This is a genomic window from Singulisphaera rosea (genome assembly GCF_054877945.1).
This window is the reverse complement of the sequence record NZ_JBTYIP020000014.1, coordinates 12,954-25,117: the sequence shown is the minus strand read 5'-3', so window position 1 is coordinate 25,117 and position 12,164 is coordinate 12,954. Positions and strand designations below refer to the sequence as shown.

Annotated in this window: 9 protein-coding genes; 2 read left to right on the top strand and 7 right to left on the bottom strand. The window is 63.6% G+C overall.

Annotation, left to right across the window (positions count from 1 at the left end):
• Positions 1–148 precede the first annotated feature (148 nt).
• Both ACYOEI_RS22340 and ACYOEI_RS22335 read left to right on the top strand, forming a co-directional pair.
• On the top strand, positions 149–1,054 hold the full coding sequence (locus tag ACYOEI_RS22340) for an NAD-dependent epimerase/dehydratase family protein (protein WP_462851793.1): 906 nt from the start codon (positions 149–151) through the stop codon (positions 1,052–1,054).
• Between the two features lie 644 nt (positions 1,055–1,698).
• A complete protein-coding gene (locus ACYOEI_RS22335; RefSeq protein WP_462851792.1) occupies positions 1,699–2,541 on the top strand; it encodes a helix-turn-helix domain-containing protein in 843 nt (280 codons plus the stop codon).
• A gap of 149 nt (positions 2,542–2,690) precedes the next feature.
• Here ACYOEI_RS22335 and ACYOEI_RS22330 read toward each other — a convergent pair whose 3' ends face one another.
• The 7 genes from ACYOEI_RS22330 to ACYOEI_RS22300 all read right to left on the bottom strand — a co-directional run bounded on the left by ACYOEI_RS22330 (position 2,691) and on the right by ACYOEI_RS22300 (position 11,933).
• Positions 2,691–3,143 (bottom strand): hypothetical protein, encoded by a 453-nt coding sequence (locus ACYOEI_RS22330; protein WP_462851791.1) that lies wholly within the window; start codon positions 3,141–3,143, stop codon positions 2,691–2,693.
• Positions 3,144–3,724: 581 nt separating this feature from the next.
• Positions 3,725–4,660 (bottom strand): alpha/beta hydrolase fold domain-containing protein, encoded by a 936-nt coding sequence (locus ACYOEI_RS22325; protein WP_462851790.1) that lies wholly within the window; start codon positions 4,658–4,660, stop codon positions 3,725–3,727.
• Between the two features lie 162 nt (positions 4,661–4,822).
• The gene (locus ACYOEI_RS22320) at positions 4,823–6,523 is read right to left on the bottom strand and encodes an FG-GAP repeat domain-containing protein (RefSeq protein ID WP_462851789.1); all 1,701 of its coding nucleotides are present in this window, start codon (positions 6,521–6,523) and stop codon (positions 4,823–4,825) included.
• Between the two features lie 332 nt (positions 6,524–6,855).
• Positions 6,856–7,827, bottom strand: a complete 972-nt coding sequence (locus tag ACYOEI_RS22315; RefSeq protein ID WP_462851788.1) for a hypothetical protein — start codon at positions 7,825–7,827, stop codon at positions 6,856–6,858.
• Positions 7,828–8,057: 230 nt separating this feature from the next.
• Positions 8,058–9,674, bottom strand: a complete 1,617-nt coding sequence (locus tag ACYOEI_RS22310) for a TlpA disulfide reductase family protein (RefSeq protein ID WP_462851787.1) — start codon at positions 9,672–9,674, stop codon at positions 8,058–8,060.
• A 195-nt stretch (positions 9,675–9,869) separates the two neighbouring features.
• Positions 9,870–10,319, bottom strand: coding sequence for a pyridoxamine 5'-phosphate oxidase family protein (locus tag ACYOEI_RS22305; protein WP_462851786.1), 450 nt, complete (start codon positions 10,317–10,319; stop codon positions 9,870–9,872).
• 1,371 nt (positions 10,320–11,690) lie between these two features.
• Positions 11,691–11,933 (bottom strand): hypothetical protein, encoded by a 243-nt coding sequence (locus ACYOEI_RS22300; RefSeq protein WP_462851785.1) that lies wholly within the window; start codon positions 11,931–11,933, stop codon positions 11,691–11,693.
• Positions 11,934–12,164: the final 231 nt, after the last annotated feature.

The window sequence follows — 12,164 nt, the reverse complement described above, 5'->3', positions numbered from 1 at the left end:
CGACGCCGACATCCCCTCGCGCAGATTCGTTGCGGATCGCACAGAAACCCGGTTTTGAAAATAGACCGGGTTTCTGGACACGACTTTCGGGACAGGCTCCGAATCAAACCAAGGCCTCCTCTCCCCCGACATACCAGGGAGTCTTCCGATGCGGATCGCCGTCACGGGCGCCTCGGGCTTCCTCGGCCGCTACCTCGTGGCCGAGTTGGTGGGCCACGGCCACCAAGTCCAGGCCTGGTTCCGACCCTCGAGCGACCGGAGCGGCCCGGAACTCTCCAGCGACGCCATCACCTGGATTCCCGGCAGCCTGGTCAACGCCGAGTCCGCACTCCCGCTGGTCGAAGGATGTGACGCCGTAATCCATGCCGCCCTCGACCGGCCCGGCCGGGGGTTCCGAGGCGCCGAGGGGGATCTCCCCACCTTCGTCGAGGCCAACGTCGTCGGCACCATCCGCCTCATCGAGGCCGCCAGGGCCGCAGGCGTCGGGCGATTCGTGTTCATCTCCACCGGCGCCGTCCACGAGCGAATCCTCGACGACCGCCCGCTCGACGAGAACCACCCGACCCGACCGACCACCCACTACGGGGCCTCAAAAGCCGCCATCGAAGCCTTCGTCCAGAGCTACGGCCTCGGCCTCGGCGACGCCATCTGCGCCCTCCGCCCGACGGGAATCTACGGCCTCGCCCGCCCCGCGCGAGAAAGCAAGTGGTTCGACCTGATCAAGGCCGTCGCTCGCGGTGAGGACGTCGATTGCCGCAAGGGCGGCAAGGAAGTCCACGCCGCCGACGTTGCCCGCGCCGCCCATCTTCTCCTCTCCGCCGAGGGCATCGCGGGCGAATCGTACAACGGCTACGACCGCTACGTCTCCGAGTTCGAGGTCGCCTCGATCGCCAAGCACCTCTCCGGCGCCAAGGGCGCCATCATCGGCTCCTCCCCCGCCCCCAAACACGAGATCGTCACCGCCAAGCTCCGCTCCCTCGGCATGGAGTTCGGTGGCCTCCCCCTCCTCGAGCGGACGATCCAGGCCATCCTCGACGCTCCCGAGTCTTCGTGATCGTCGAGAAATTCGCGATCCCTACCGTTCCCCAACGCGGCCGCTCGCGGCGAACCGCCAATGCCCCTCCACAGTTCGAAGCCCCTCGGCGTTCTTGCAATGCCGAAACATCCACCTTTCCGCATGATCAGCGCGTCGAGTGCGAGGGTTCGTCGCAATCACCAGGATCGTCAAAAGAGCCTCGAGTTATCTCGTCGATACCCAAAGGGTTACCGAGTAGGATTTTGAGGCTCGAGCGACAAGATTTACCGAGGCCTTCGGGTTTCGAGAACCTGGCCCAAAACGCGGGACTAAAAAATGTCCTCTTTACGTCAACCGACAAAAGGGACACAATAGCTCATTAGGGGGGAGGATGCCGGATCCAATAAGGCTCTCGAAGAAACTTCGGGACCAAGGCTGGAAGATCAAGATTTACGATAACGAAAGACTTGAGCCCCCACACCTTACCCTGATCTGTCGCGAGAAAGTCTGGCGTATTGGATTGAGAGATAAAGATTTCATTGTACCTCCGGGCGGTCGGTGGAAGGACATCGATCCGGATGTGAAGAGGATTCTCGACGACAAAGACGATTGGTAAACCTTGTGTGACGCCTGGGACGCGAAGCACCCAACCAACCCAGTCTCGGGCGAGGAAGGCGAAGACGATGGCAACTAAAGCGAAGACAGACACTCGGGGGGCCGTTAAGCAGACCCAGCACACGGGCCGGTGGGTTCTTGTTGGTTCAAACGTAACAGTCGCTCCTTCTGGCGTTTACGTCTGCCGTCGCTCGTCTGAGCTGACCATGTTCGTCCGAGAGGCTCCGAAGCAGCGGGTCTATGTGTCGTATCGCCAAAGCTCGACTGACGACCTGGTGAAGGAAGGCTTGAAGCTCGGTCGCGGGACCCGCATGGGAAACCTTCTGACTCTGGAGCCTCCGCGGCCGGAAAGCGTTCCGACCCTCTCAGGGCTCTTCGAACGCGTCATCGGAGCGATTCCCGGATACACGTGGCTTCCGAGAGAAGAGATTCCAACGGTGCTAAGCGGGAAGGACGCGGCGGAGCGATTCATCGGAGGAGCTGCGGACACTCAAGGCAAGACGATTGCTCTTGTCCGGGGCAATCTCTCGACGCTCGTCGTTCCGTTTGCCTACTTCAATCCCTCTGGAGATGGGACGAAGCCTGATTTCTCAAAGCTCGCCTTTGCTGATTACGGGCACACGGTCGCTCTGGGGAGCTATGAGGCGTCCGCTGATGGCATCCTTTACGAGTTCGACCCGGCCTATCGTCAGAAGCTGAAAAAGGAACGTCTCGCTGAAGACAAGTCGTTCGGAGCTTCGCTCCGGCGGGTTCGCTTGCAGAAAGGCTTGAAGCGGAGTGATTTCGCTCCGCTCGCCTCGAAGACGATTGCTCGCCTTGAGCGTGGCAACGTCGAAAGGCCTCACGGGAAGACGTTAGAAGCGATTGAGAGGCGACTCGGAATGAGTGCTGACCAAATCGAAAGCTACTGAGCGACAAGTTCATTCGAGACGAAGAGGGCCCACGGCGACCGTTGGGTCCTCTGCGTTTATGAAACCTCATTCACGCCGAAACGCCCACGTCTTGGGATGGCCAACGTTCGGGTGCGAGGAGGCTTGCAATTAGAAAATCTGAAGAGCCGTCAGTGTTCAGGCCGGATGACGGGCATTCGCGGCGGGGCGGTCTCCCACATAAGTCGAACGTCTTCGGAAGTAAGGCTGTATGTCGCGTTTACGAGGTCGCTCACCTGTTGCTCAAGGGCCCGGGCCTCGGTGGCGAGAGTCTGAGCGGGAATGATGGTGTTCGCGTGCTCCTCGCGAAGACTCTTGAGAGCGGCTAAGCTGAGCGATTTCTTTTTGCCGCGGACCTTCCTTACCTCGGCGATGAATGCGTCCGAATCGAGACCAATGATGCTCTGTAGCCGCGTTGTGGGTTCGGAGATTTCGTGCTCGACCCTAAGCCAGTCGAGAACGTCTATTCGTGTTCTCTGATGCGAACTCGAAATGTTGAGAAGACGGCTTACGGCTCCCTCTACGAGCGAGCGGACTTCGCAGCTCGGGCGGGCGATGGGAAGCTTCTCCATCATGTAGCCCATCGGAGAAAGGGCCTCGTCCTTAAGGTGTGTAAAATACCGCCAGTTGTGCCACCAGAGGAGTGGAGCGTTCAAAACTCCAAGCAAATACAAATCATCTGTGGGAAGAAAGAACGTCTTGTCATTGCCGAGATAACCTTCTCGGTCCAAGCAAAAGGAAGGATAGAACTGAATAACTTGATCCCTTAATTCGGGATTACAGACGTTGTTCCCTATCCTCTTGAAGTCTCCTGCTCTTCTGAAAACCCCTACCCTACTTGGAGTCGGATAACGCCCTTTATCCTACGCCAACCACGACGACTGCACAAGTCTTCACTAAAAGGTGCTCCCCTGAATGCAAAATTGATCCAAATCCCGAAACGTCTGCGTGGATGCATTGCGCCTTTGCGAAAATGGTAAGCATTGCGACGGCGGAGCGAGTTAGAGTTCGACATCGCTCAGTGGTCGGGTCTCGGCCGGACAGTGAACACGCCGTCATCGGTACTCGTCAGCTTACCGACGTACTATTCTCCTGTAGGCTGGCCTAGCCTCGGCATACCCTTCCGCGGCGATGCTGGTTGACGGACCAATCGGACGTGCTGGCCTCAGCGACTCGGAGCCTCAGCCGTGGGGCTCGCCTTGGCCTTCAGGTGTTGATCGAAAAATTCAAACATAGCATGATCCGATTTCCTAGCGTCTTCTCCCTTGAAGCCGTGGCCGGCGCCTTCGAGGCTGAGGAGTTGGGCCTCGACGTCGACGGACTTGAGGCGATCGACGATCCAAACGGCCTGTTCGTGGGCGACGTAGGGGTCTTTCGTGCCGTGGATGCAGAGGGTGGGGGCGGCGTTGGGGGTGACCCAGGAGAGCGGGCTGGCGATGATGTGGCGGCGCCTGGCCTGCTCGAGGTTGCCGCCGAGGAAGAGGGGGAGGACTTCGGCGGCGTCGACGCTCTTGCCGTAGGACTTGGTGAAGTCGCTCGGCCCGTAAAAGTTCACGACGCAGGCGACCTTGCTCGAGACCCCGGGGTCGTCGCTCCCCTCGAAGTCCTCGACGTCGGAGGTCACGCCGAGGAACTGGGCGAGGTGGCCGCCGGCCGAACCTCCGGTCACCCCGATGCGGTCCGGGTCGACCTGGTAGTCGCTGGCGTGGCTGCGGAGCCAGCGAACGGCCGCCTTCACGTCGTGGACGGCGGCCGGGAACTGGTACTTCGGCGCCAATCGATAGGTGACCGTCGCGGCGACGTATCCTCGGGAGGCGAGTTGGAGGCACAACGCGTCGTACGACTGTCGAGTCCCGGCGCGGAATCCTCCGCCGTGGATGCAGAGAACCGCCGGGCGGAGGCCTTCGACCTTGTCGGGACGCGCGAGGTTGAGTTGCAGGTGCTGACCGTCGGGGTTGGCGTACTCGACGTCTTTCTCGAACCGCACCCCTTTCGGGACTGCCGGCCCCGAAGCCGAGGTCGGCCGCTGGGCGAACGCCGGGGCCGCGAATAATGCCAGGGCCAACATCAATGCCCCACCCAATCGACCTGTCTGTCGCACGGTTGGCGACTCCTTTCGCGAAGCCTCGGGGATCAATTTCAAAAGGGGGCTACCAGAAGTATTCGATCGCGCCGACGGGGTCAAGTCGCCCCCCTTCCCTCCCCTCCCCTCCGCCTCACCTCGCGAATCCGGGACGGGGGCCGAGACATCACGGGGATGGGCCTACTCACGACCCTTCGAGGCGTCTCGCCGAAACGGGACGATGGCGAATTCGTCCGACTCATAGAAGACGACGCCGAGGCCGTTCGGCATCGCGATGAGGGACCTCGGCCCTTTGCCGGGGAACTCGTCGAGCCGACGATCGGCGAACGCCTTCCCGAAGGCGCGCGAGCCGGTGCCTCGCCAGCGTGCAACCTTGTGGGAGAGGTGGCAGACGGCCGCGAGGTCGAGGAGGCCATCGCCGTCCTCGTCGTACAGGAGGACGTCGCGGATCTCGTCGGCGGTCGCCTCCCCCTGCTTCGGGGTCTCCGGGGAGACCCCGCCGACGAATCGGAAGGAGGCCCCTTCGTTCAGGAAGATCGCCACGTTGTCGGACGGCCCGCGATTGCCCACCACGAGGTCCGGGCGGCCGTCGCGGTCGATATCCCCGGCCTTCATGTGGTAAGGGGTCATGCCCTGAGAAAGAAACGTCTGCTGATGCGAGAATCCCCCCTTGCCGTCTCCTTTCCAGACCTCGACGAGATTCGAAGAGTACATCGTGAAGGCGAGGTCGGCGATCCCGTCACCGGAGAAGTCGGCGACCGCGACGTCACGCGGGCCGGGCGGGAGGGGGAAGGTCCGCTGCTCGAACGAGCGGTTCCCCTTGTTGCGCAGGACGATGAAGAAGTCGCTGGACCAGGCGACCGCGACGAGGTCGAGCTTGCCGTCACGATCGGCGTCGAGGGTCGCGACGGAGGTCAGGCCCGGGGTCGCGTATCTCGGCTTGCCGGCGACCGTGAGGTTCTTGTCGTACGGAAATGGCGCCCCCTCGATCCGGAGGTTGTCGACCGGCGCGAGGAGCCGGTCGTCGCCGCTCCCCCAGAGGATCGAGAGGTCTCGCCCGTCGGTCGACATGAAGTTCGCGACGACCACGTCCATCCGGCCGTCGGAGTCGATGTCGTCGACGAGCCCCGTATAGGGCCCGAATCCAACCCGAAAGTCCTTGCGCACACGAGGGGCCGGCTTCCCTTCGGTCAGGAAGACGGTGAGGACGTCGTTCGCCGGTATTTCGTCGCTCGGAAACCCCAGCTCCCCTCGGCATGGGATGACGACGTCGGGGAAGCCATCCCCGTCGAGGTCGCCGGCGCTCATGTGGAACGGGCCGCGATTGGTGTGGAGGAACGCCGGCTCTCTGTCGACCTGAGTCAGTAACAAACACACGACGCTGAGGAGCTGCGCCCCCATGATGTCAACCCCGAGAGCCTTTGAGGGTCGTCGAGCGGGAGCGGGGGGAGCCGACAACGGTGCCCGGACCTTGCCCGCAGGGTCGGTGACCCTCAAGATCGGCAGGGCCTGGTCCACGGGCCCGTTCGGGTTCAGGCCGAAGCCGACCCAGCGCCCGTCTTTCAGGACGCGACGGCTACCCGCGAAGCCGACAGGCCCCTGCCCCCACGCGAGGACGTTGTCCACCGCAATGATCACGGCCGGACACCCTTCGGCCTCGTCGGCCCCGATCGCTAGCGTCCTGGTCTTAAGCCGGTTCACGACCCCGTCCGACTCGGTCGTGCGACTCGAATACCCCGCCAGTCGGATCGGATAATCCGGCGTGATGTCGACCACCGCGGCGCCGAAAGGCCGGAATGCCGGGAGCGGCTCCTCGCCTCGGGCCGCGGTCGTGGCGATCAGCACGACGAGGGCGAGTCGGACGGGACAGGCCAAGCGCATGGGACGAGTCTCCTGGCCGCAGGGCAAGGCGCGAGGAACCGCGGTCGGAGCACCGATGCGGGATCCCTACGGCCTCCCGCCAGACAATCGACCCTTGACCCAGTCACACTCGGACATTTTCATTCAAACAGGTCAAAAAAACACTCGAAACACTCCCTGAATTCCGGGGCCGAGCAGCGTCGACCTCCGACAGGAGTGGATTTCGAGTCCCTCTCAAGATACGTGCCGTGCGGCACATTCGCAAGCGACTCCACGCGCCCGCACAGGAACCACAGCAATCCAAATTTTTAAATTTAAGATCCTATTTATTTTCACATTTTATATCCTCACAATCAACTCCTCATCGCATACCAATCCAGGACGGTCAAAGCGCGGAGCGTGATCCAGCGGCTCAACACTCCAGGTCCGCCTTCCATGGCGAAGCCGACCGGATCGAAGTGGGGGTCGTCGAGCGCCCAACGGCCATTCTCAAGTCGCCTTTCCGCCACGATGCCGATGGCCTCGGCCATCCGTGGGTCAGGCGCGACCCCGTCGCGTCGGAAGTAGTCCAGGCCCCGCAGCACGTCGTAGTGCCAGGTCGTCGGGAACGTGAAGCAGGTCCAGTCGTGACTCCCCTTCCGGTCCTTGATCGCCTCGCCGGTCGACAGCCGGCGAAACATCCGGCGTTCCAGGAGGTATTCATGGGCCCGGGCCCGAGCGGCCGTCACCTCCGCCACGACACCGTTCGCCTTCTCGTATTCCCACAATCCTTCCAGGACGCAGATCGTGGTGTGGAATGACGAGCGCGACGAGCCCCGCTCGGCCTCGCAATTCCACCCGCCGTCCGCGAGTTGTTCGCCGACGAGCCGCTCGACCAGCGGGACGCTCGCGTGGCCGAAATAGGAGCCGAGGGCAAGGACCCGGCCATTGATGCAGGGTTCGACCTCCCCCTCGAAGAATGGCGAATCGCCGAACTCCGGCCCCCAGGTAACCCGATCCAGGACGAGCCCAACCGCCCTGCGGGCCCGCTCGCATGAGGGCTCGAGTCCCAGGTCTTTCAGCACAACCAGGGAGCATAAGGTCGACTGCCACTGAGGCGCCAACGTCCCATCCCCCCAACGGCCGTCCGGTCGTTGACGGTCGAGGAGTTGCGAGCCCCACCCCTCGACGGCCACACGCCACCGCTCGAGGGCGACGGCCTCGACGGATTCCCCCAGGAGATCGCGCATGACCTGCCAACGGATCGAAGGATCCGAATCCAGCAACCAAGGGATGACCGACTCCCTTGAACTCGCGACGGCATCCCGGAGGGTTTCATTCGCCATACGGAAACGAAGCCTTGGTTGGGAAAGGTCAAACTGCTGGGCCGCAACGATGAGCCACGTTGGAGCGGATCACGGTCGGATTGCATCCACCCGATGGCTCCCGCGGAATGACTTTTACAAGCCCGAAGCGCAAGCGAATCGATTTCCACGCGAGGAATCGAAGAGGATTCACTCGCTTGCGCTTCGCTTCGGGCTTGAATCGAAGAGAGGCCACTCGAACGTACACCGCCCTAAGGTCTCGCTTCACCGCCCCTGGCGAGGGGTTTGAGCTCGACGAGTCCCAGGTCCTCGATCGATCCCAACAGTCCCTTCGGCCGAACGTCGACGGGCTCGTAGCCACGGAGTTGGAACCGGAGTGGCGGGGATTTTGGGGTCAGAACCGTCACGAAATAGCCCCCATCCAGGACTCGCACCGGCGAGGAGACGACCCGGGGGTCGTCCGGCCCGTCGACGACCACTCGGCCAAAGACGACCTGACCTCCCGGCCGCGGGGAATCATGGGCCAGTTCGCGTGTCGCCCTCGAGAGTTGGCCGGCCAAATTCGCCGCGACCGCGGATTGGCCGCGAGCCTCCAGGTCGATGAGCAGCGCATCCGCGTCGCCGAAGACACCCGCACCGACGGACGTCTCGTCGCCAACACCCGACTTGATGACCTTACCGCTGGCCGACTCCAGCCCCAGGGCTCCCGCAACTCGAGACTCTAAATTGCGATCCACCTCGGTCCCCTGCCAGATCAGCATCCCGCCACGATCGATCAGGAAATAATGCGGGATCCCCTCGACTCCGTAAGCGCCTGCCGAGCGGCTTCCGGTCCCGATGGCGAATTCGATCGGCGCCCGCTCGAGGAATTGTTTGACCTGACCCTGCCCCTGCGCGGTCAGGGCCAGAATCCGAAGGCCCTTCGCCGCATAGGCTTCGTGGAGCGCGTTGAGGCGAGGGATCACCTCCAGGCACGGCTTGCACCAGGACGCCCAGAACTCGACGAGGACCACGTCTCCTCGCAAATCTTCGAGTCGGAGCGGCCGGTCGACGTTGAGCCAGGCCTCGGCGGAGATCGTCGGAGGACGACCCCCGACCGCCGGAAGCGGGGTGAAGGCGTTCGCGGTGGGCATCGCCGGGTCTTTCCGGCCATCCGGGAAGGAGTCGCGGTTCAACCTCTCCGCTGTATCCGACAAGACGAACCCCTGATAGGCGTCGGTCGGCCGATCACCGTCGGCCTCCCCCGACGACGGACCGACCGAGCAAGTCACCGACTTGCTCCGACTCGGGGTGTCGCCTCGGTAGGAAAGCCAAACGGTATCCCCCGTCTTCGCCTCCAACTCGGACAGAGGGATGAGCACGCTGTCGACCCGAACCGGTTCCTTCGCCCCTAGCGCCCGGACATATCGGATCGATCCCCGCCCTCCGGTATCAGTCGTGAGCCCGGCGGAGCGTCGCCCCAGGCGAAGCCAACGATAAAGGCCGGGCATATCCGGCCAGGGATTCAGGGAGTAATACAGGTGGCGCAACGAGGGGGCCCTGCCCTTGGATTGGACCTCCAGGCTGAACGTCGCCCGGTTCCCGACGGGACGGCCATCCCCCGTCGCACCGGGCGCATCGCCCTTGTCGTCCCAAACGATCGTTTGGAGATACAGGGTCGAAGCGTCGTTCCAGCAAGAGACCCGCAGGGAAGGGTCGTTGCAGAGGACCTTGGCCCGCGACTGCGGGAACCGGAACGCCCCTTCCGATCTCAGATCCGGCGGGCCCGTCCGACGGGAGATCCGACGAGCCAACCCCAGGCCCATGAGGAAGGCGACGGCCAGGACCCCGAGGAGGATCCCGAGGCGTTTCCCGCGCGGATTTATCAAAGGAGAGCCTTCCGATCATCCAGTCACCGGCCTGCGAACGGAACGCAGGCCTCGCACGAGTCATGCCGAAGGGCATCCGTTTCGTTAAATTAATTCAGTTGATGAATAAAGGCAAATCGACCCCGAGGAGTTGCCCCGGGGTTCGCGTCACCAGTCCTCGGAAACAGCCGCCATCGAGGGCCCTGACCCGAGCCCTCACGCCTCGAGCGGGACCTCGACATATTCGAGGGCCCATTCCTTCATGTAGCGCACCCGGGCCGGCCGGATCCGGTAGAGCACGAGAGCGGGGTTGTCGACAGACCCGAGGTACTGGCGGAGCAGCGGATTGCTGTCCCAGATCTCATGGAGGATGGCGGGGTCCTGGACGACCTCGGCGACCCCGGTGATCCGGACCTGATCGTGGTGCTCGTCGAGGTAGCCGAGCTCCACCTTGGGGTTGGCGGCGATCTCCGCCGTCTTGTGGTAGTCCTTCAGGTTCGCCACGTACACGGTGAAGCCGTCGGTACGGACGGGCGAGACGGGGCGGAGCCTCGGCTGGTCTCCGTCCAAGGTGGCGAGATACGGGAATCGGTCGGCCTTGACCACGGCGAGGGCCAGCTCAACGAGTTGGCCGGGCAGGAACGCTTCCGGGGTGGGCTTCGTCATGATGACCTCTGCCTGAGTCCTGGAGTCTTCGGCCGGAGGACCTCCCTCGGCCGAGATGTCGACTCGCTCAAGGATAACGCCCCCATCCCCCGACGCGAGCGCCCCGCCCCAAACCGGCCCCACTCGCCCGGGTCTCGAGCGTCGAGGACGCCCGGCGCCGCACACTTGCTTCATGACATCTACATTTTCCCTGATTACGATGTTTTCCGATCCGGCAACTCCGCCGCCCGGATCTGCAAAGTCCCCGGAGCCCCGGTCACGTGTGCATGGATCTGGGATCTCCCTGGGAATTAAGAATTCAAGGAGACGGGGCGAAGTTGACGGAATCCCCGCTTCTCTCAACTCGCGACGCGGACAATTCCGATGATTCAAGGCAAGGTTCACCGACCCCCATTGGCCTCGGTAGCGGCGTCGAAGTCGCGCCGGACCTCTCCTCCGAGTCCCTCGGGATCGGTCGGGCCTCCGTCGATATTCGTTAACGCGAGCCGGGCCATCCCGCGAAGGACCGCCGGATCGGGGGTCCTACTCCGTCGTAGCCAGGCCGACCACCCCAAACCCAGGGGTGGGGATGACACATTCCCTTCCATGGATTGAAGGGACGCGATCGAGGATCGGGCGCCCAATCGGAGAGTCCGAGGCGTCCCCGGAGGAGGGACCCATGAGACGGCCAAAGGCCTCTCGCGCCTTGAGGTTTCGAGAGGATCGGCGTGCCTCCCCCGATGTCGTGGGAGTCTTCCTGGCCGTCCTGGGAATCGGATGGACCCTGGGAGCCCTGCCGGCCCGGGCTACCGAACCCGCACCGCCCCGGGTCGAGGAGAGGGTTAAGCCCTCGCTTCCGCCCCCGACAATTCCTTTGGAATCCGTCATCAGATCCACGCCGGACGCACGGAGCGGCGTCGGTTCCGGGCTCTTCTTCTCGGCGAAATCGCGTGTGACGAAGCCGGTGGCCGCGACGACACGGCCCTCAGAGGAGGCCCCCGCCGTTGTCGCGAAAACCTCGGCGAAGGACCCGGCCGTTGCCGTGCCAACGCCCCCTCCACCTGCGGAAGCTTCCCTCAAGCCCGCACCTGGAGGCCGATCCTACCTCTTCTTCAAAGCCAACGCATCGACGGGAGCCCTGGCGAAATCCCCGGCCGCAATCGCCCGTCCCGAGTCAACAGCCGCAACCGCCTCCGCACCGGCGGCGCGCGTGCTCGAATCCCCGAAGGGAGCGAGGACGCCCCAACCCTATCTCATCTTCCAACCGGGCTGCAACGCGGCGACCGTGCTCCGACGCGCCGGGCAAGGGGACATGGCCCCTCCCCCCCCGGAGCCCACTCTCATCGCGGAGAAGGCGCAAGGGCTCCCGACCGATCGCCCTCGCCGCACCTATCAGCCGTACCTGATTTTCCAGCCCAAGAATAAGTCGCTGTCGTCGACACCCTTGAAGGAAAGGACGGCGATGAGCCACTCGACTCCGAAGGGTCCGGTCCTCACGACCAGCCCCCCCGCACCGTCGCGAGTCGATGCACCGAGGGTCGCGATCTCGCCCCGAACGACCACGGGGGCCGTGTCCTCGACGCCATCACCTCCGTCGTCTCGCGAGGGGCTTGCCGCCAAGGCCCCGGGAAGCAAGGGACGTGCTCCCACTCTTGCCGCCCCGCCCGCCAAGCGGAAACCTGCCCGTGAATCGAGATATGGCCCCCGGGCCCATTCGCAACCTCGCCCCGTGAGTTCCACGAGGCACAACCCCGGCGGTCCCCTACCTCAGGGGTCGCCAGGGTCTCGGTCGGCGAGCGAGAGCGGGGCCAGGCCCAAGCCTAATCCTCTTGCCCGCTAGGAATTAGGGCCGACCGAACGCCGGGC